The sequence below is a fragment of the Halopenitus persicus genome, assembly GCF_900107205.1.
Classification (GTDB): Archaea; Halobacteriota; Halobacteria; order Halobacteriales; family Haloferacaceae; genus Halopenitus; species Halopenitus persicus.
Genome location: NZ_FNPC01000006.1, coordinates 233,584 through 253,786, shown reverse-complemented (window position 1 = coordinate 253,786; position 20,203 = coordinate 233,584). Strand labels below are relative to the sequence as shown.

At 68.8% G+C, this 20,203-nt stretch carries 17 protein-coding genes and 1 pseudogene; 9 read left to right on the top strand and 9 right to left on the bottom strand.

The annotated features are described in order from the left end of the window. Nucleotides 1–268: pseudogene (locus BLV25_RS11840) on the bottom strand (IS6 family transposase); the annotation flags it as partial. Between the two features lie 100 nt (nt 269–368). Between BLV25_RS11840 and BLV25_RS11835 the strand changes: the two are divergent. Continuing rightward, nucleotides 369–1,133 (top strand): IclR family transcriptional regulator, encoded by a 765-nt coding sequence (locus BLV25_RS11835; RefSeq protein WP_021074019.1) that lies wholly within the window; start codon nt 369–371, stop codon nt 1,131–1,133. Nucleotides 1,134–1,305: 172 nt separating this feature from the next. On the opposite strand, the gene BLV25_RS11830 is transcribed toward BLV25_RS11835, so the two are convergent. From BLV25_RS11830 to BLV25_RS11805, 6 genes are all read right to left on the bottom strand, one after another. Further along, nucleotides 1,306–1,971, bottom strand: a complete 666-nt coding sequence (locus BLV25_RS11830; RefSeq protein WP_021074020.1) for a DUF2848 family protein — start codon at nt 1,969–1,971, stop codon at nt 1,306–1,308. 133 nt (nt 1,972–2,104) lie between these two features. Next, nucleotides 2,105–3,184, bottom strand: a complete 1,080-nt coding sequence (locus tag BLV25_RS11825) for a M20/M25/M40 family metallo-hydrolase (RefSeq protein ID WP_092733445.1) — start codon at nt 3,182–3,184, stop codon at nt 2,105–2,107. Nucleotides 3,185–3,463: 279 nt separating this feature from the next. Continuing rightward, nucleotides 3,464–3,814, bottom strand: coding sequence for a cupin domain-containing protein (locus BLV25_RS11820; RefSeq protein ID WP_021074022.1), 351 nt, complete (start codon nt 3,812–3,814; stop codon nt 3,464–3,466). A 157-nt stretch (nt 3,815–3,971) separates the two neighbouring features. Then, complete coding sequence (locus tag BLV25_RS11815; protein WP_021074023.1) at nt 3,972–6,002, bottom strand: hydantoinase/oxoprolinase family protein; 2,031 nt, start codon at nt 6,000–6,002, stop codon at nt 3,972–3,974. After that, nucleotides 5,999–7,717, bottom strand: a complete 1,719-nt coding sequence (locus BLV25_RS11810) for a hydantoinase B/oxoprolinase family protein (RefSeq protein WP_021074024.1) — start codon at nt 7,715–7,717, stop codon at nt 5,999–6,001. The genes BLV25_RS11815 and BLV25_RS11810 overlap by 4 nt, the downstream gene beginning before the upstream one ends. Before the next feature lie 69 nt (nt 7,718–7,786). After that, a complete protein-coding gene (locus tag BLV25_RS11805) occupies nt 7,787–8,941 on the bottom strand; it encodes a pyridoxal phosphate-dependent aminotransferase (protein WP_218128632.1) in 1,155 nt (384 codons plus the stop codon). 96 nt (nt 8,942–9,037) lie between these two features. Here BLV25_RS11805 and BLV25_RS11800 point away from each other — a divergent pair, with 96 nt between their 5' ends. The 3 genes from BLV25_RS11800 (at nt 9,038) to BLV25_RS11790 (ending at nt 12,655) form a co-directional block, all read left to right on the top strand. After that, nucleotides 9,038–10,288: a threonine synthase gene (locus BLV25_RS11800; RefSeq protein ID WP_021074026.1), complete on the top strand. Its 1,251-nt coding sequence runs from the start codon at nt 9,038–9,040 to the stop codon at nt 10,286–10,288. Between the two features lie 466 nt (nt 10,289–10,754). Next, on the top strand, nt 10,755–11,720 hold the full coding sequence (locus BLV25_RS11795) for a D-2-hydroxyacid dehydrogenase (RefSeq protein ID WP_092733439.1): 966 nt from the start codon (nt 10,755–10,757) through the stop codon (nt 11,718–11,720). A gap of 110 nt (nt 11,721–11,830) precedes the next feature. Then, the gene (locus tag BLV25_RS11790; RefSeq protein ID WP_021074028.1) at nt 11,831–12,655 is read left to right on the top strand and encodes a creatininase family protein; all 825 of its coding nucleotides are present in this window, start codon (nt 11,831–11,833) and stop codon (nt 12,653–12,655) included. Between the two features lie 20 nt (nt 12,656–12,675). Here the strand turns inward: BLV25_RS11790 and BLV25_RS11785 are convergent, their stop codons facing one another. After that, on the bottom strand, nt 12,676–13,758 hold the full coding sequence (locus tag BLV25_RS11785; RefSeq protein ID WP_092733436.1) for an NADH:flavin oxidoreductase/NADH oxidase: 1,083 nt from the start codon (nt 13,756–13,758) through the stop codon (nt 12,676–12,678). Between the two features lie 199 nt (nt 13,759–13,957). Here BLV25_RS11785 and BLV25_RS11780 point away from each other — a divergent pair, with 199 nt between their 5' ends. Both BLV25_RS11780 and BLV25_RS11775 read left to right on the top strand, forming a co-directional pair. Next, nucleotides 13,958–14,695, top strand: a complete 738-nt coding sequence (locus BLV25_RS11780) for a DUF2848 family protein (RefSeq protein ID WP_021074031.1) — start codon at nt 13,958–13,960, stop codon at nt 14,693–14,695. Nucleotides 14,696–15,270: 575 nt separating this feature from the next. Then, nucleotides 15,271–16,203: a ketopantoate reductase family protein gene (locus tag BLV25_RS11775; RefSeq protein ID WP_092733430.1), complete on the top strand. Its 933-nt coding sequence runs from the start codon at nt 15,271–15,273 to the stop codon at nt 16,201–16,203. 130 nt (nt 16,204–16,333) lie between these two features. On the opposite strand, the gene BLV25_RS11770 is transcribed toward BLV25_RS11775, so the two are convergent. Further along, nucleotides 16,334–16,558, bottom strand: a complete 225-nt coding sequence (locus BLV25_RS11770) for a DUF7556 family protein (protein WP_021073227.1) — start codon at nt 16,556–16,558, stop codon at nt 16,334–16,336. Nucleotides 16,559–16,862: 304 nt separating this feature from the next. On the opposite strand from BLV25_RS11770, the gene BLV25_RS11765 reads away from it, so the two are divergent. Genes BLV25_RS11765 through BLV25_RS11755 form a run of 3 tightly spaced genes read left to right on the top strand, consistent with a single transcriptional unit; the run spans nt 16,863 to nt 20,158 of the window. Next, nucleotides 16,863–17,711, top strand: coding sequence for a CBS domain-containing protein (locus tag BLV25_RS11765; RefSeq protein WP_039401144.1), 849 nt, complete (start codon nt 16,863–16,865; stop codon nt 17,709–17,711). A 3-nt stretch (nt 17,712–17,714) separates the two neighbouring features. Continuing rightward, the gene (gene glyS / locus BLV25_RS11760) at nt 17,715–19,511 is read left to right on the top strand and encodes a glycine--tRNA ligase (protein ID WP_092733427.1); all 1,797 of its coding nucleotides are present in this window, start codon (nt 17,715–17,717) and stop codon (nt 19,509–19,511) included. Between the two features lie 5 nt (nt 19,512–19,516). Next, nucleotides 19,517–20,158 carry a diacylglycerol/polyprenol kinase family protein gene (locus tag BLV25_RS11755; RefSeq protein ID WP_021073224.1) on the top strand — a complete coding sequence of 214 codons (642 nt, stop codon included), beginning with the start codon at nt 19,517–19,519 and terminating at the stop codon, nt 20,156–20,158. Nucleotides 20,159–20,203: the final 45 nt, after the last annotated feature.

The window sequence follows — 20,203 nt, the reverse complement described above, 5'->3', positions numbered from 1 at the left end:
CCCGAATCACTGTCTCGTCGAGCGCGATCTGATTCGGAGACCGACCAGATTCTGGCTGTAGATCGGCTTTCTGGACCCAATCGTGGATCGCTTTCCGACTCCGGTCGACACCCAGATCCTCGAGTAGATCGGTGGTATTCGACAGCGAGAGCCCCGCAACGTGCGATTGAATACCGAGCGCCATCGCCGGCTCGGGTGTCCGCTCGCGCTCCACAAAATCCAAATCTATCCAGTCTCTACGACCGGTGAGGCGGGCGATTTCTGGCATAGGCACCAAGAAATCACACCGCCTCACTTTTCACGCTTAACTAAACACGACCGTTTCACCGTGCCAAACATCTAAGTGAAACCGGCCGTATGTCACCACGATGAGCCAGCGAGCGAACAACCCGATCAAATCGAGCGAAACGACCCTCGAGATCCTCGAGGCCGTCGTCGATGCGGGGGACGCGGGGGTGACGGAGATCGCCGACCGGCTCGACCGGAACAAGGCGACGGTGCACCATCACCTGAGCACGCTCGCGGAGCGCGGCTACCTCGTCAACGAGGACGGCCGGTACCGGCCGAGCATGCGGTTCTTCGAGATCGGACAGGAGGTGGTCCAGCGGCGGGACGTCTACGCCACCGGGATCGATCCGCTTCGGTCGCTGGCCGAGGAAACCGGCGAGGTCGCGAACCTGATGATCGAGGAGGAGGGGAAGGGGGTCTACGTCGCGATCGAGACCGGCGAGGACGCCGTCCGTCTCGACACCACCGTCGGGACGACACAACACCTCCACACGTGCGCCCTCGGAAAGGCGATCCTCGCGCACACTCCCGAGGAGCGACGGGAGCAGATCTATCGCCGCCGGGGGCTGCCCGCCGAGACGCCGAACACGGTGACCGACCGGGACCGCCTCGAGGCGGAGCTCGAGGAGATACGTGACCGCGGCATCGCCTTCGACGGGGAGGAGCGGGCGACGCACATCCGGTGTGTGGCCGCGCCGATCACGACCGAGGACGGCGACGTGCTCGGCGCGGTGAGCGTCACCGGCCCGATAAGCCGGATGACCGACGACCGGATCCGGGACCGGCTCGCCGACCGGGTCGAGAACACGGCCACGATCATCAGCATCAACACCACCTATCGGTGACCTGATCAACACCACCTATCGGTGACCTGATCAACACCACCTATCGGTGACTCGACCACCCCTCGAGGCCTGACCACCCCTCGAGGCCCGACTACCAATCGAGGCCCGACCGCGAATCGCGGGCATCGAGCCGACCGGCCGGCATCGAGCCGACTCGTTCGGCCCGCTCCGGTCACATCGTCTCGACGTCGTAGGCGACCGACAGCTCGCGGTCGGTCACCGGGTCGTGGATCGCCACCTCGAACCGCGACCCCGGCGCGAGCTCCCCGTCGACGGTCGCCACGGTTCCGGACAGCAGCGCGGTCCCGTCGAGCGGTCCCTCGTACCGGTCGGCGACGGTCTCGAGCAGGTCCGTGGGCTCGCGGATGGCCTCGAACGTCGCCTCCTGATACCGGCGCCGCTCGCCGTCGACCGTGTTCCAGGCCCGGAGCTCGATCTCGTCCCAGTGGTCGCGGACGTCCGAGAGGCGCCAGGCGTCCCCCGAGAGGACGTTCGGGGCGATCTGTTTCGCCTTCTGGATGCTGTCCCGCTCCAGGTCGCGATCGGTCTGGTCGCTGGCGGCGACGACGTACGTCTCCCCGCCGGTCACGACCAGCCCGAACTCCGCCTCCCCGGAGGTGTTCGTCCCGGCGACGCGGACGGCGTCCGGGTCCACGCGGAGCACGTTCGGCGAGAGCTCGTAGGTCGCCGGGACCGTCTCCGGCGCCGGGATCCCGTCCGCGACCAGCTCGTCGATGTGCGCCTGGACGGCGTCCTCGTCGCGACCGCTATAGCCGGCGTTGATGACGCGGTCGACCGCGACGGTGACGACCTCGCCGTGCACGTTGAGTCGGAGCATCGTTCCGGTGCTCGCGGTCGAGGGTCTTAACGAGTGGGGTTCGATCACGTGGCACACGTACGCTTCAGCATCGCTACGCTTCAGCACCGTTACGCTTCAGCATCGCGAACGAACTCACACGGTTCGACTTCGCTCACACGGTTCGGGAGAGGTATCGCTCCAGCACGTCGACCGCCGTCTCCAGCTCGTCGACCTCCAGATACTCGCGGTTCGAGTGGGCGATCGGGCCCTCATCGTCGGCGATGCGGCCCGGGCCGAAGACCGCGACCGGCATGTATCGCTGGAGGAACGAGGACTCCGCGGCCACGGAGAACGGCTTCACCTCGGGGGTCTCGCCGGTGGTGTCCTCGACGGCCGCGACCAGGTCCTCGACCACGTCCGCGCCCTCCTCGAGGCGGTAGCTCTCGAGGAACCGGTTCGGCCGGTACGGATACCGAACGTCGACCTCGCACTCGAGGTCGGCCAGCTCCGCCTCCATCTTCTCGAGGAACCCGTCGGGCGTCTCCGGCGGGACGCTCCACCGGTTGACGAACAGACGGACCGACTCCGGGACCTGGCTGGTGAGCTCCCCGATCGGCCCGCCCTCGATCCACGAGACCGTCTGGCTCGTCGTTCCCAGATACTCGTGTGTCATCTGGTCCATCGACTCGAGGCGCTGCACCGCCTCGGCCGCACACGAGACGGCCGACCGCCCGCTGTCCCGGGTGCCCGCGTGGGCGGCGCTGCCCGAGAGCTCGACGATGTACTTGAGGCTCCCGCGCGCGGCGTCGCAGACGTCCAGCCCCGTCGGCTCCCCGTTGATCGCCAGATCGCCCGCGTCCCCCTCGAGGGCCAGAAAGTCGTAGAGCCCCTCGGAGTAGGTCTCCTCGTCCGGGGAGACCACCAGGGTCACCCGGCCGTCCGTCGGGTCGACGCGCTCGAATGCGCTGATCATCGTCGTCAGACAGCCCTTCGCGTCGCAGGATCCGCGGCCGTGGATCACCCCGTCCTCCTCGCGGAACGGGAGATGCGGGGGAACGACGTCCATATGCGAGTTGAGGAAGAGGTGCGGCGACCCGTCCTTCGGGCCCTTCCGCGCCACGACGCAGCCGGACTCCTCGTGGATGTGCGCGTTCTCGACCGTGTCGACGAGATGATCCCGGATCCCGTCGACGGTGTCGTGGCTCTCGATTCGGACCAGATCCGCCAGTATCGACGCTGGATCGCGTGGCATCGATCGACCTTCTCGGCTCCCCTATATTAATATTTGGGACGTGTTCACACGTTTCGTGTGCACACGTCGTTCGATCTCCATCGCTGCGTCTCTCGGCCGGCGACTCTCCGCGTCCGGCTCTCCATTTAAATGGGGGGACCTCCGCAGCCGATCCTCCCTTTAAGTGGACCTTCGGATCCGGTCTCCCACTTCAATAAGACGCGTCCGAAGCCGGTTTCCTTCTTAAATGAGGTGCTTCCGAAGCCGGACACTATTTAAATAGGACCCCTCCGCAGTCGATCACTCCTCCCGATCGGTCCAGAAGTCGAACGAGCGCCCCGGCGCGAAGACGTCGAGGCCGACCGCCATCCCGTCGCCGGTGTTCTCGACGGCGTGGGTCTCCCAGGACTCGATGAACGCGGAGTCGTACTGCTCGAGGGTGACCGAGGTCCCGTCCTCGCTATGGAGGGTGAGTTCGCCCTCGAGACACAGGCAGACCTGCTCGTTCTCGTGGTCGTGCATCGGGGAGCTGTGCCCCGACGGCTTCGTGAACCACTCGAAGGAGAACTGGTCGCTGCCGGCGAGCGCCCGCCGCTCCCAGCCCTCGTCCGGTTCGTACGTCTCGGCGTCGTCGTGTTTCACGACGTCCATACCTGCGTTATATGGCTTCCCAACATAAATATTGGGGTGATAATGGCGAGGTGGGCGAGGACGGGGTGGGCGGTGACGAGGTGGACGGTGACGAGGACGAAGTGGGCGATGGGGATGCCTGCACCGCGTCACTCGCGGCACCGTGCCGTTCGACGTCTCACAGCGTGATGTGGACGTTCCCGGCCTCGGTGACGGTCGCCTCGGTCTCGGGCGGGACGATGGCGGTCGCGCCGCTCTCCTCGAGGATCGCCGGCCCGTCGACGGTCCGGCCGGTCGCGAGGGAGTTCCGGTCGTAGACGTCCGTCTCCAGCCACCCGTGGTCGGCGAAGTACACGTCCCTGACGTCGCGCAGGGCCTCGGCGGCGGTCGTCTCCGGCACGTCGGTGAGCGGCGCCGTGGGCACGTGGCCGGTGACGCGCAGCGTCACCACCTCGACGTCCTCGCCCTCCATCGCGTGCCCGTAGAGCCGGGCGTGCATCTCGTGGAACCGGTCGGTGGCGGCCGCGATGGTCTCGGACGTGATCGGGTCGTCCTCGACGGGAACCGTCAGCTCGTAGGACTGTCCGGCGTACCGCATATCGATCGCCCGGTCGATGCGGATCTCCTCGTCGGTGAACCCCTGCTGGATGAACCGATCGTGCGTCTCGGCCGCCAGCGTCCCGACCTGGTCGTCGATGATCGCCGGGTCGATGCGCCGCTCCCGGTAGGAGTGCGACTCGTCGACGCGGACGTCCGCGATGAGGATGCCGCGGGCGGAGAAGACCCCCGGGCTTCGCGGGATGATCACGTCCTCCATATCCATCCGCCGCGCGACGGCCGGCGTCTGCAGCGGGCCGGCGCCGCCGAACCCGATGAGCGCGAAGTCGCTGGGGTCGTCGCCCCGCTCGACGGTGACGTTGTGCACGCGCCGGGCGATGCTGGCGTTGGCGACCTCGACCACCGAGAGCGCGGCCTCCTCGACCGACTGGTCGAGGGGCTCGGCGATCGTCTCCGCGAACCGGTCGCGCGTCTCCTCGACGATCAGCTCCATCTCCCCCTCGAGGAAGTTCGCCGGGTTGAGCCGGCCCAAAAGCAGGTTCGCGTCGGTGATGGTCGGCTGCTCGCCGCCCTGCCCGTAACAGATCGGCCCCGGGTCGGCCCCGGCGGACTTCGGGCCCACGTGGAGGATCCCGCCCTCGTCGATCCACGCGATGGAGCCGCCGCCCGCCCCGACGGTGTTGATGTCGATCATCGGCGTCTTGATCGGGAGGTCGTTGATCTCCCCCTCCGTCGACCGCACGATCTCCCCGTCGCGGATGAGGCTCACGTCCGCGCTCGTGCCGCCCATGTCCATCCCGATGGCGTTCTCGAACCCCTCCTGGGCGCTCACCTTCTCCGTCGCGACCGCCCCGGCGGCCGGGCCGGACGTTATCGTTCTGACCGCCCGCTGGGTGGCCTGTTCGGCGGTGAAGATCCCGCCGCCGGAGTGGATGATGTTCAGCGGCACGTCGATGCCGCGTTGCTCGATCCCCTCGGTCAGCCGCCCGAAGTAGTCCTCCACCGTCGTCTTGATCGCCTCGTTGAGGACGGTCGTGATGGTTCGCTCGTACTCCCTGATCTCGGGGTGGACCCGCGAGGAGAGGGCGTACTGGAGGTCCGCCTCGTGGGCCTCGATGATCCCGCCGATCCGCTCCTCGTGGTCCGGGTTGAGGTACGAGAAGAGCGTCGAGACGACGATCGACTCGATGTCCTCCTCGGCGAGTTCGTCGACCACCGTCCGAACCGCGTCCTCGTCGAGTTCGTCGACGACCTCCCCGTGCGAGTCGACGCGGCCGGGGACCTCCCGCCGGAGGTACCGCGGGATGAGCTCCGGCGGCTTGTCCGTCTGCAGGTCGTACAGGTCCGGCCGCGTCTGGTCGCCGATCTCCAGGACGTCCCGGAGCCCCTCGTTCGTGATGAGTCCCAGGTTCGGGATCTCCCCCTCCAACACCGCGTTCGTCCCGACGGTCGTCCCGTGGCTGAGGAACGAGACGTCCCCGGGGTCGGTGTCGGTCTGCTCGAGGATCTTGTCGATCCCGTTGAGGACGCCCCGGTCGAAGTCCGGCGGCGTCGAGGGGGTCTTCGTCGTGTGGATCTCGTTCGTCTCGTCGTCGTAGAGCACGACGTCGGTGAACGTGCCGCCGGTGTCGACCCCGATGCGGACGCTCATCGATCCACCTCCTCACGGAGCTCCCGCGTTGCCGCCTCGTCGACCGACCGGTCCTCCAGGTCGACCGCGACGCCGTACTCCGATTCGGCCTTCTCGACGGACACCTTCTCGTTGACCACGTCCTCGAGGACGTCCTCCGGCGGCCGCTCGAGCGGGTCGCCGTAGCCCCCGCCGCCGGGCGTCTGGACGCTGGCGACGTCGTTCGGGTCGAGCTTCGTCGTCGACTTCGAGCTCACGACCTCGGGGTCGTCGTCGGGGTTGATCACGTAGTTCGCCGCGCGCGCCGCGTGCCCGCCGAACAGCCCCCACGGCTGGTTCTTCGTCCGGTCGGAGAGCACGGTGAACGACGACCGATGGTCGTAGAACTCCATGTCCCGCCGGATCCCGAGCCCGCCGCGTTGCCGGCCGGCCCCCTCCGAGTCCTGGATGTACTCGTACCGCCGGACGTACAGCGGGATCTCGGTCTCCAGCTCCTCGATCGGGCTGTTCGCCGTGTTCTGGTAGTGCGCCTGCACCCCGTCCATCCCGTCCTTCGTCGCCCGGCCGCCGTAGCCGCCGCCCACGGTCTCGTAGTAGACGTACTCGTCGTCGTCGCTCCGCGGATCCCGGCCGCCGTACGCGATGTTGCAGATGATCCCCTTCGTCGCCGCGATGGTCTCCTCCGGGAGCACGTCGGCCATCGCCTTCGTCACGAGGTCGCCGGCCCGGATGGCGATCTCCCAGCCCGCCGCGACCGGCCGGTCGTCCGTGGGGTTGACCATCGACCCCTTGGGCGTGATGATCTCGAACGGTCGGTAGAACCCCTCGTTCTTCGGGAGGTCGCCGCCGAGCAGGGACATCACCACGGCCATCGTTCCCGCGAACGCCATCGCCGGCGTGCAGTTGAGCGGCCCCTCGTTCTCCGCGGCCGTCCCGGTGAAATCGAGGGTCATCTCGTCGTCGTCGATCTCGATGGTCAGCGTCACCAGAAGCTCCTCGTCGTTGATGCCGTCGCCGTCCATGTAGTCGCTGGCGTCGTAGACGCCGTCGGGAAGCTCCTGGATGTTCGACCGAACCAGGCGCTCGGTGTAGTCGATCAGCTCGTCGAGGTACTCGGTCAGCGCGTCGGCCCCGTACTCCTCGTACAGCTCGCCGAAGCGCTCCTCCCCGATCCGGTTGGCGCCGAGCTGGGCCCGGTAGTCGCCGACCCGCATCTCCGGCGACCGGACGTTCCGTGTGATGAGCCCGAGCATCTCCTCGTCGTACTCCCAGTCCTCGACGGCCCTCACGCCCGGCATGATCACCCCCTCGCCGTAGAGGTCGGTGCTGTCGGTCGGGATCCCGCCCGGGGTCGGTCCGCCGATGTCGACGTGGTGGGCCGAGTTCGCGGCGTAGCCGATGATCTCCCCGTCGTGAAACAGCGGGCAGATGAGCATCACGTCCGGCAGGTGGACGGCCCCTTTATACGGGTCGTTTATCAGGATGCCGTCACCCGGTTCGAGGTCGTCGCGGTCGCGCATGTTTCGCGGCACGACGGAGACGAGCGACCCGATGTGTTGGGGCGCGATGTCGTGTTGTGCGATGTGGCGAAGCTCCGAGTCGAACAGGGCGCAGGTGTGGTCCCGGCGGATCTTGATGTTGGTCGAGTAGGCCGTCCGTTGCAGCGTGACCCCCATCTCCTCGACGATTCCCTTGAGCGAATGTCTGAATATCTCCAACTTCCCGGGCGAAACCATACCCACTGTTGACTACCCGCACGACTTAAACGTTTACCCGCCCGTTTGCGTTCGATTCGTGGCCGGGGCTCACCGCGCCGCGAGCCAGGCCTCGATCCGGTCGAACGCCTCGTCGATCCGGTCCGCGGAGTTCGAGTACGCGATCCTGACCCGGCCCGTTCCGGTCTCGCCGAACACGGTTCCGGGAACCAGGGCGACCCCGGCCTCCCGGAGCAGGGAGTAGACGAACTCCGTCTCGTCGTCGACCCCCTCCGGGACCGTCGGGAACGCGTAGAAGGCGCCGCTCGGCGTCGGACAGGTCATCCCGGGCACGTCGGCGATCCGGTCGGCGACCAGGTCGCGCCGGCGCTCGAACGCCTCGACCATCGGCGCCTCGAGGGTCCCCTCGAGCGCGCGGACCCCGGCGTGCTGTGCGATCGAGGGCGCACACGTCGTCGTGTACTGGCGGAGCCGAATGATCGGGTCGACGAGCGACTCGGGCGCGGCGAGATAGCCCAGCCGCCACCCGGTCATCGAGTACGCCTTCGAGAAGCCGTTCACCGTCACCGTCCGGTCGTACATCCCGTCGAGGGCGCCGAGGCTCACGTGATCCCGGTCGTAGCGGATCTTCTCGTAGATCTCGTCGGACAGCACGGTGAGGTCGTGTTCGACCGCGACGTCGCGGATCGCCGCCGCGTGGTCCGCGTCGAGCATTCCGCCGGTCGGATTATGCGGAGTGTTCACGATGAGCAGTTCCGTGTCGTCCGAGGCGCGCTCGGCGAGCGCCTCGACGTCGGGCTGGAACCCCTCCTCGGGCGAGACGGGATACGGAACCCGCGTGGCCCCGGCGGTCTCGATCGACGGTCGGTAGGTCCAGCTCGGGTCGGGGACCAGCACCTCGTCCCCGGGACCGACGAGCGCGACGACGGTACAGAACACGGCCTCGGTGGCGCCCGAGGTCACGATGATCTCCCCGTCCGGGTCGTACTGCAGCCCGTTATCCGCCGCGAGCTTCTCCGCGATGCCCCGCCGCAGCGGCTCGATGCCGTAGTTCGACGTGTAGTGGACCTCGCCCCGGTCGAGCGCGTCCTTTCCGGCGTCCTTTATCGGCTCGGGCGTGTCGAAGTCCGGCCGTCCGATCTCGAGGTGAACGACGTCCTCGCCCGCCGCCTCGAGCCGGTCACATTCCTCGAATATCTTCCGGATCCCGGAAAACGGGATCGCGGACATACGGTCCGCTGGCATAGCACACGGTTATCGGTCGCACACATAAACGCTCGGGTCGGCTCGATGCCGAGGATCGGCATACATATATTTATCGCTGGAGCCGCATCCGTGCGTATGGATCACGTCCTGCAGTGTCAGCGGTGCGAACGGACGTTCGACCCCGGGCTGTTCCCGCGCGGCTGCCCCGACTGCCGATCGGCCGGGGAGGCGGGGCGGCTCGAGGCCGTCGTCGACCTCGCGACCGTCGACGCGTCGGCGCTGCCGTTCGGGACCGACCGCCGCCACCGGTCGGACATGTGGCGATATCGCGAACTCCTGCCGCTGCTTGCGTCCGAGCCGGTGACGATGGGCGAGGGGTGGACCCCGCTGGTCGAGCTCCCCGAGGCCGGCGGCGACGCGACCGTCCTGTTGAAAAACGAGACCGGCAACCCGACCTGGTCGTTCAAGGACCGGCTCAACTCGCTGCTGCTCTCGAACGCGGTCGCGGGGGCGGGCCGGACCCACGTGGCCACCTCGAGCACCGGCAACCACGGCGCCAGCACCGCGGCCTACGCCCGACGGGCCGGAGCCGAGGAGGTGCTCGTCCTCGTCCCGCCGGAAACGGAGCGGCCGATCCGCGCCCAGATCCGGGCGTACGGCGCGAAGGCGGCGGTGACCGACTACGAGGAGCGGCGTCCGCTGTTGCGCTCCCTCGCGAAACGCGGCTGGTATCCGACCGTCAGCGTCTCGAAGGAGTACGTCAGCCAGCCATACGGCAACGAGGCGTACAAGACGATCGCCTTCGAGCTCGTCGAGGCGCTCGAGACGCCGCCCGACGTCGTCGTCGCGGCGGTCGGGTCCGGGGACGGCCTCTACGGGACCTGGAAGGGGTTCCGCGAGCTCCGGGAGCTGGGCGTCATCGACCGGACCCCGCGAATGGTCGGCGTGCAGCCCGCCGAGCGCCCGTCGCTCGTGACCGCCGTCGAAGAGGGCCACGACACCGTGGGGGAGGCCCCCGGACCGATGCCGAGCAGCGTCTCCGCAAGCGGCGACTCCGCCGGCGATCACGCGCTCCGCGCGATACGCGAATCGGACGGCGCCGCCTACGGGATCCGCGAAGCCGCGGTTCAACGGGCGATGCGTGCGGCCGCGCTCGCGGGCGTCGTCCCGGAGCCGGCGAGCGCGCTCGCGCCAGCGGCCGTCGACCGCGCCGTCGAGGACGGGATCGTCGGCCCCGACGACACCGTCGTCTGCGTGGCGACCGGCGCCGGGGTCAAGTGGCCCGACGCCCTGACCGAGGTCGTCGGCCAGCCTCCCCGGGTCGAGCCGCGACTCGACGCGATCGCCGAGACGCTGGGGGTGTCCGTGGACGCGCCGACCGAGTAGCGCTCTGCGTGAACGCGCCGACCCAGTAGCGGCCGGCGTTTACGACCGCGAAACGACCTCCGGCCGGCGGTGCGTGGTTCGGCGTTCACTCCGGCGGTTCCGTCGAAAACCGTGAGGTCGTCGTTTCATCCGACGAAACGACCGCCCGTTCGACGCCGGTTCGAGTCGACCGGTTTTCTTACAATCATATGTATGTAAGAATCGCTGTCGGTTTCGATCGATCGGTCGACCGAGCCGCAGTGGCTCGTGCGAACCAATCGCTGTGGGATGCAGTCGTTGGCCCTCTCGGTCGCCTTGCCCGGAATTCCGGATCGAGATCCGCTCCCTCGAACTGCGTTTATCGAGGTGAAACGCACTCGTTGCGCCACAAACATTATTACGAATGATACGGGACTTCGGGTCGTTCCAACGGAGTGATTCGAACCGCCATGTCAATTCACGTCAGCATCACCGACCGGAGTCTTCGATGACGCGCGACCCGGACGTCGTCGTCTTTCGACAAGGAACTGAGGCGCTGTCGCCCGCGTCGTACGCGGACGCCATCCGCCGCCGGCTTCCCGACTTGACCGTCGCGCTCGCGGAGACGCCCCGCGAGGAGCGCGATCTCCTCCCCGGGGCACGCATCGCCACCGGCATCTCGATCACCGACGAGCAGGTCGAGCTGGCCGAGGAGCTCGAGCTGTTCGTCGTCGCCTCCTCGGGGACCGACCACCTTCCGATGGACCGGCTCCGCGACCGGGGGATCCTCGTCGCGAACGCCTCCGGCATCCACGCGCCCGGGATCGCCGAGCAGGTCCTCGGCTATCTCCTCGTGTTCGCGCGCCGCATTCACCAGGGGATCCGCCAACAGGCGGACAACCGTTGGCGCCACTACCAGGCCACCGAGCTGATGGGATCGACGGTCACCGTCGTCGGCCTGGGCGCCATCGGGCACGCGATCGCCGAGCGGCTCGACGCGTTCGGCGTGGAGACGATCGGGGTGCGGTACACCCCCGAAAAGGGCGGCCCGACCGACGAGGTCGTCGGCTTCGACGACGACGACCTGCACGCCGCCTTCGCCCGTTCGGAGTACGTCGTGTTATGCTCCCCGCTCACCGAGACCACCCGCCGGCTGATCGGCCCCGACGAGATCGCCACGCTCGGCCCCGATTCGGTCGTCGTGAACGTCGGCCGTGGCCCGCTCGTCGACACCGACGCGCTCGTCGAAGCCCTACAGGTCGGCGACCTGGCCGGGTGCGCGCTCGACGTCACCGACCCCGAGCCGCTCCCGAACGACCATCCCCTCTGGGATCTCGACAACGCGATCATCACGCCGCATATGGGCGGCCACACGCCGGAACACTGGCCCCGCCTCGCCGACGTCCTGGCGGAGAACGCTCGCCGTCTCGAGGAGGGTGCCGACCGCGACCGACTCCGGAATCTGGTCTCCTAGCGCTCGTGGGCTCCCCTTCCGGCTCGTCCCCGTTCGCTACGTTCCTCCGCCGCCGTGCTCCTCGTCGAATCCCCCGGCATCTTTTTACACGCTGAGGGGGATGGTGACGTATGCCACGGACCGAGGACGAGGTCTGGCTCCAGGAGCTGAGCTGGCCCGACTTCGAGGCGTACCTCGAATCGGCCGACAACCCGACGGTCGTCGTGCCCATCGGATCGACCGAACAGCACGGGCCGCACCTCCCGCTCGGCGTCGACGCCTATCAGGCGAAGGACATCGCCGAGGGGATCGCCGAGCGCGCGGACGTCGTGGCCGCGCCGCCGATCTGGTACGGCGACGCCGAACACCACATGGCGTTTCCGGGGACGATCGCGCTCTCCTCGGAGACGGTGATCTCGGTGCTGTCCGACGTCTACTCGAGCCTTGCCCGCCACGGCGTCGAGAACGTGTTGACCGTCAACGGCCATCGCCTCGCGAATCTCCCGGCGATCGACATCGCGTCCAAACGGGTCCGCGAGGAGCACCCCGAGGTGTTCTTCGCCACGGTGGACCTGGTGCGGATCGGCGTTCGCTCGCACAACGAGCTGCGCGACGGCGACCCGGAGGACGGGATGCACGGCGGCGAGTTCGAGACCTCCTTCATTATGCACAAGCACCCCGACCTCGTCGACGAGGAGGAGTTCGTCACGGAAACCCACGACGGCTGGACCCGGTTCACCTCCAACGACTACGTGAGCATGGACGACAGCGTGGGCACCGCCAGCGTCAGCGCCGACTGGGGCGAGGACGACCTCGGCCACCACGGTGACCCGACGAAGGCGTCGGCCGAGAAGGGCGAGACGCTCTACGAGGACATCGTCGACAACGCGATCGAGTTCCTCGAGGACCTCTACGAGCACCGGAGCGGCGACGGATCGATCGGGCTGAGCTATTGAGGCGGCTTCGGCTGCAGCCGTCACCGTGGCTTCGCGCGGACGTACTGGGTCGGCCACTCGACGTCGGCGCCGAGCTCCCGGGCGGCCGCGAGCGGCCAGTACGGGTTTCGAAGCAGCTCGCGGCCCAGGGCCACGAGGTCCGCTCGCCCGTTCCGGACGATCGCGTCCGCGTGCGCCGGCGACGTGATCTTCCCGACCGTCGCCACCGGCAGGGCGCCCGCCTCGCGGATCGTCTCGGCGTACGGCACCTGATAGCCCGGTCCGGTCTCGGGGATCCGCTGGTCCGGGTGGATCCCGCCGCCCGAGACGTCGACGAGGTCGGCGCCGGCCGCGGCGAGCAGCCCGGCGAGTTCGACGGCGTCGTCCACGGTCCAGGCGGTCCGGTCCGGCAGCCAGTCGGTCGCGGAGATCCGGACGAACACCGGCGCGTCGTCCGGCCACACCTCCCGGACGCGCTCGACCACCGCGGTCGGAACCCGCGCCCGCGACTCGAGGTCGCCGCCGTATCGGTCGTCCCGGCGGTTCGTGACCGGCGAGAGGAACTGATGGAGGAGGTAGCCGTGGGCGGCGTGGATCTCGACGACCTCGAAGCCGGCCTCGCGAGCCCGCCGTGCGGCCGCACCGAACGCGTCGACGACCGCCTCGATGCCGGCCTCGCTCAGCCGGCGGGTCGGGACCGCGTTCTCCTCCGGATACGGGACCCCGGACGCGCTCACGGTCTCCCAGCCGCCGTCCGGGGGACGGATCGGCTCCCGGCCCTCCCGCGGCGGCGCGTGGGAGGCCTTTCGCCCCGCGTGCGCGAGCTGGATCCCCGGGACCGCGCCCTGCTCGCGGACGAACGACGCGATCGGCGCGAGCGCGTCCGCGTGCTCGTCCGACCAGATCCCGAGGTCGAACGGCGTGATGCGTCCCCGGGGTTCGACCGCGGTCGCCTCGGTCATCACCAGGCCCGCGCCGCCGACCGCGCGCGTCCCGAGGTGGGCCCGGTGCCAGTCGTCGGCCAACCCGTCCGCGGCGCAGTACTGGCACATCGGCGAGACCATCACCCGGTTCCGGAGGTCGGTTCCCCGGATCGAGACCGGCGAGAAGAGCGTGGGTGTCACTATCAAACACGTGATGCGGACCCACAAAACGGTGCCGGTGGAGCTGCTCCCGATGCGGCTCGCGGAGGTCCTCCGACCCTCGGAACGCCGCTCGCTCCATCCCCCGTCACTCACCCCCGCCGAAAGGGCAGTCACCCCCGCCGAAAGGGCAATCACCACCGCCGAAAGGATTAATCGTGCTCCCGGTGAGACCACGACGATGACGACGCTTGACCTCACCGTCCGTCGTGCGGACGGCTCGACGCGGGACGTGACGGTTCCGATACGGCGGATCGCCAACTGCGGAATGGCGACGCGGAACCCCGACCCGGACCGGATCGACCGGATGTTCGAGGAGCTGGCCACGATCGGCGTCACGCGGCCCGAGACGCTCCCGATGGTCGTGCCGAAGCCGCCGCACCTGCTGACGACCGACTCCGAGATCGTGGTCAACGCGGCGACGACCGGCGGCGAGCTGGAGTTCGTGCTCCTGCCGACCGCCGACCGGACCTACGTCGGGGTCGGCGTCGACCACAAGGACGACCACGTGATGGACCGAAACCTCCACCGGGCGAACAGCACGTGTCCGAGCGTGATCGCCGACGAGGTCTGGCGGCTCGAGGACGTCCGCGACCGCTGGGATGACCTCGAGATCAGCTGCTGGACCGGGCGGGGCGACGACCGGGAGCTCTACCAGCGGGCCACGCTCGACGCCTTCCTGCGACCGGACGCGCTCCTCGAGGCGATCGACGCGAAGACGACTGCGCCGCTTGCCGGCACCGCCGTCTGGTCCGGTACCGTCTCGACCGACGCCGACGGCGACGTCGACGCCCGACCGGACGTCACCTACGGGGACTTCTACGCGATGCAGCTGTACGACCCGGCGGCGAACCGCCGGATCGCCCACCAGTACGACGTCTCGCTGAACGACTGGGTCGACGACTGCGAGCTGCCCTGACGGCAGCGAACGTCGTGGCTCGATCGTCTCGAGCGCGTCGGTCGTGATGCCGGATGTCCGTTCGAACTCGCCGATGCCAAGCGCTCCGATCGTATTTCGTCGCTGTTCAAATAGTATCCGAAAATAAATACTTCAAGGAAAGTCCTTATTTAAATATATAACGAGAGTCGGAATCGGTCGTATCCCGATCGTGTCTTTCGTACTCGGGGCGGTCGTGATCCGACCGTCATCCGCCGCGGATATCGGACGAGACCCGGTCCGAGTCGGCTTATATATTCGGTACTCATACCCGAGTTACATCGTCGTACTGGGCGTGGTTCACACGGATGCGTGGCGATCCGATGCCCCACCGGGCAGCGTTCGGATCAGGTCGCCATCGCCATCGGACGACGCCGATCCCATGCGTTGGACCGTCGATCCGTTCCGGCCATCACCGTGCTGGTGACGAAAATGACGCCATAGCCATCATATATTTGTATATTATATAGATCTGGTATTTATGCCGATCCCCACCGGCTCGACGCCGCCTCCGGCGACCACCAATCGTTTTGCCCCTCGGACGCACAGCGGCACGTATGCGGATCCTCGTCTTCGGCGCCGGAAGCCTCGGAAGCCTGATCGGCGGGCTGCTCGCGCGGGCACACGACGTGACGCTCGTCGGCCGGGACCCGCACATGCGCCGGGTTCGCGAGGACGGCCTCCGGATCGAGGGGGCCATCGAGGCGCACACCCACCCCCGCGCGCTCACGGACGGCACGGGCGAGCGCGCCGACGTCGCGATCGTGACGACGAAGACCTACGACACGGACGCCGCGGCGCGAGCGCTCGCGACCGGCCGGTACGAGACGGTGATCTCCCTCCAGAACGGGCTCACCGAGGAACGACTTCTCGCCGCCCTGGACGCACGCGTTCTCGCGGGGACGGTCACCTACGGCGCCCGGCTCGCCGACCCCGGTCGGGTCGAGTGTACGGGGACCGGGGAGGTGACGATCGGCGCGCTCTCGGGCGGGCAGGATCCCGAGGCCGAACGGGTCGCCGAGGCGTTCCGCGAGGCCGACGTCACGGCCGGGTCGGCGACGGATATGCCCCGGCGCCGCTTCCGGAAGCTCGCGGTCAACGCCGGGATCAACGGCCCGACGGCGCTGGCGGACGTCGACAACGCCGCGGTGGCGGCCGGCCCGGCGGGCGCGGTCGCGCGCGAGGCGGCCTGCGAGGTCGCGACGGTCGCGCGTGCGGAGGGGGTCGACCTCTCGAACGGCGACGCCGTCGCGGCCGTCGAGCGCGTCGCCGAGACCACGGCCGCGAACCACTCCTCGATGCGGCAGGACCGGGCGGCCGGGCGCCGCACCGAGGTGGACGCGATCTACGGGGCCGCGATCGACCGCGGGGAGACCCACGACGTCGAGACGCCGACCTGCCGGACGCTGGCGGCGCTGCTTCGGGCTTGGGAGCGCGAGCGGGAACTTCGGTCGGCCGACGACGCCGGAGTCGGGACCCGGGGAATCTGAAGGCGCGAGAAATCCGAGTTCGCGGACCGCTGGCCGGCCGCGGACCGCGAGGCGACTCGACCGTGACCGGCCGGTGACTGCGGAGCGACGCGACCGGTGGCCGCGGAGCGACGCGACCGCTAGCGGAGCGTCAGCACCACTCCTCGAGGACCGGGGCGTCGGTCTCCTCGACCGACATCCACGCGTCCTCGCGGGAGACGTCCGCGATGACGAACTCCGACCGGGACGGGGTGGCGTCGACCGACGCCATTACGTCCGGCGACGACACCGGCTCGAGCGCGTCCCGCGCCTGCGGCAGCGGCGGGTCGCGTGGTTCGGTGTCCGGCTCGTCCCAGGGAGTGGAACTCCGTGACATGATTGACATCAGTTCGCACTCACATATAAACTCATCGAACTGAATCCCCGAACCGCGGTGTTATACACGATCGTGATGGACGAACGACGATCGATCCGCTTTTGAAGTGGGTGTATGTCTATGTTCGAGTCGATTCGGGGGGTAATATAGAAACTGATTCCGGCCGGCGGAGCCGGTATCGGCCGAACCACGTCGCCTGTCTGATCGAACGGTCGGTGCGGGATCCGACGTCGACCGTCCGTTCCCGGTCTGCCGCCGGGAGCCCTTCGCAGTATACAAGAGGTACGGTGGCGAAAGGCGCCCTATGAACGTAGCTGACGCGATGACGCCGCGCTCGGAGCTCGTGGTCGTCGAGATCCCCGGGACGAGGGACGACGTCCTCGAGTACATCCAGGACCACGGCTTCTCCTCGGTCCCCGTCGTCAAGGGAACGGAGGGCGGCGAGGTCTACCGCGGGCTGGTCTCGCGTGACGACCTGATCGACCATCCCGACGAGGACCAGCTCGCGATGCTGATGCGGGAGGTCCCGACGACCGGCGCCGACGCGGACATCCGCGCGGCCGCGGCCGTGATGGTCGCCGAGAACGCGCGCCGGCTGCCGGTCGTCGACGGCGACGCGCTCGAGGGCATCCTCACCGTGACCGACGTGGTTCGGGCGATCGCCCGCGGCGACGTCGACGGGGACGCCGCGGTCGGAGATCTCGCGACGCGGGAGGTCAACGCCACCCACGTCGACACGCCGCTGCCGGTGGCCGAACGCGAGATCGGCCTCTCGGCGGTTCCGTACGCGGTGGTGCTCGACGACGACGCGACGATGGCGGGGATCCTCACCGAGGTCGACGTCCTCGAGGTCGCTCGCGTCGTCGAGGGCGAGGAGGGGACCGGCGACAGCTTCGCCGACCAGGACGACGACTGGGCCTGGGAGGGGATCAAGGCGGTCGGCAACCGCTACCTCCCGACGCGCAACGTCGAGCTTCCGCTGGGCCCGACCAGCGAGTTCATGACCGCCGACGTCGTGACGGTCTCGGGGCGCCGGACCGCCGCGGAGACCGCCCGCGAGATGATCTCGAACGACGTCGAGCAGATCCCGCTCGTCAGCGGCGGCGAACTCGTGGGGATCGTCCGCGACGTCGACCTGCTGGAGGGGCTGTAAGCGATGGCCGGCCGCGAGCTCGTCGAGCTGGCCAAGCGCCGCGGGTTCTTCTTCGGCTCCAACGGCGCCTACGGCGGCACCGCCGGGTTCTACACCTTCGGCCCGCGCGGCGCCGCGCTCAAGCGGAACCTCGAGGACGCCTGGCGCGACCGGTTCACCCTCAAGGAGGGCAACCACGAGATCGAGGCCCCGACCGTGATGCCGGAGCCCGTCTTCGAGGCCTCCGGGCACCTCGAGGGGTTCGACGACATGCTCGTCGAGTGCGGCGAGTGCGGGGTCTCCCACCGCGCCGACCACCTCGTCGAGGACGCCACGTCGATCGCCGACGCGGAGGCGCTGCCCGGCTCGGAGGTCGAGATGCTCATCCGCGACCACGACGTCGTCTGTCCCGCCTGCGGCACGCCGCTTGCCGGGCAGGACGTCGAGGACTTCAACCTGATGTTCGCCACGAACATCGGCCCCGGCGACGCACAGCCCGGCTACCTCCGTCCCGAGACCGCCCAGGGGATCTTCGTGGAGTTCCCGCGGCTCAAGGAGTACGCCCGCGGGCAGCTCCCGTTCGGGGTCACCCAGATCGGCCCGGCCTATCGCAACGAGATCTCGCCGCGTGGCGGCCTCCTGCGGCTCCGGGAGTTCACCCAGGCCGAGCTCGAACAGTTCATCGACCCCGAGGACGACGACCCGCCGATCCATCGCGTCGCCGACGTCGAGGTGCGGCTCTACCCCGCCGCCGAACAGGAGGCCGACGACGGGGACTACCTCGAGACGACGGTCGGCGAGGCGGTCGACGAGGGCGTCATCGGCTCGGCGTGGGTCGGCTACTACCTCGGCGTCGCGCAGGAGTGGTACGAGCGGGTCGGCGTGGACATGGACCGGTTCCGCTTCCGGCAGCATCTCTCGGGCGAGCGCGCCCACTACGCGGCCGACTGCTGGGACGCCGAAAGCGAGGTCGACGGCGACTGGATCGAGATCGCCGGCTTCGCCGACCGGGGCAACTACGACCTCTCGAAACACGACGAACACGCCGACGACTCCTTCACGGTGTTCAAGCGGTACGACGAGCCGAGGACGGTCGAGCGGGCGACGGTCGATCCCGACATGTCCGTGCTCGGCCCCGAGTTCGGCGGGCAGGCCGGCGCGGTCGCCGACGCCCTCGAATCCCTCGCCGAGCGTGATCCGGACGCCTTCGACGCCGAGACGGTGACCGTCGAGCTGGACGACGGCGACGCGGTCTCGGTCGATGCCGACGTCGCGAACTTCTCGATCGAGACGGAGACGGAATCGGGCGAGCACGTGATCCCGCACGTCATCGAGCCCTCGTTCGGGATCGGCCGGATCGTCCAGACGATCCTGGCGCACGCGTACACCGTCGACGAGATCGACGGCGAGGAGCGTACCTACCTCGATCTCGCCCCGGAGATCGCGCCGATCGACGTCGCCGTCTTCCCGCTGGTGAGCAACGACGACCGCCTGGTCGACCTCGCCGAGCGGCTCGCCGACGACCTCCGCGTACACGGGCTCTCGGTGGCACACGACGACTCCGGCTCCATCGGCCGGCGCTACCGGCGACAGGACGAGATCGGCACGCCGTTCTGCGTCACGGTCGACCGCGACGGGCTCGAGGGCGAGGATCCCGATTCGGTCACCGTCCGCGAGCGCGACGCGGCGCGGCAGGTCCGGGTTCCGGTCGCGGATCTGGCCGACGAGCTGGCGGCCCTGCTCGGCGACGACGGCACGGCGAGCTTCGAGGACCTCCTGGACCGCCACGACCCGGTCGAAACGGACGTCGAGGCCGCCTGAGGCGGATGCCGGTCCCCCGCCCCGACGGATCCGGATCGGACTCGGCGAACTGGCGCGACCGGATCGAGCTCGAGCGCCGGCTCGTCCACGCGGGCGGGGCCTTTTACGTCGCGCCGTACCTGCTGGGGTGGATCGACTGGACGGGGACGCGGATCCTTCTGGGTGCCGGCCTGCTGGTCGTCGCGATCCTCGAGTTCCTGCGACTCGTGGTCGGGCTCGACCACGCGGTCTTTCGGACGCTGACGCGCCCCTACGAGCGGGACAACGTCGCCGGCTACGCCCTGTATCAGCTGAGCATGACCGGCGTCGTGGTCTGGTTTCCCCCATCGATCGCCATCCCCACGATGTGGATGCTGGCGCTCGGCGACCCGGTGAGCGGCGCGCTCGGGACCAACGCGGCCGACGAGTCCAAACGCCCCGCGGTCTGGGTCGTCACCTTCCTCGTCTGCGTGGCGGTGGCGGTCCCGATCACGGTGCCGGCGTTCGGGACCCGCGTCGGCGTCCTCGCGGCGGTCGTGGGCGCCGTCGGCGCGACGATCGCCGACGGGCTTCCGGCGCTGATCCGCGGCCAACCCGTCGACGACAACCTCACGATCCCGCTGTTCGCCGCGACGGGGATCTGGACCGTGGTCGCGGTTCTGGGCTGACCGTGGTCGCGGCTCCGGAGTGACCGGTCGGCTGCGTTGGGGTCC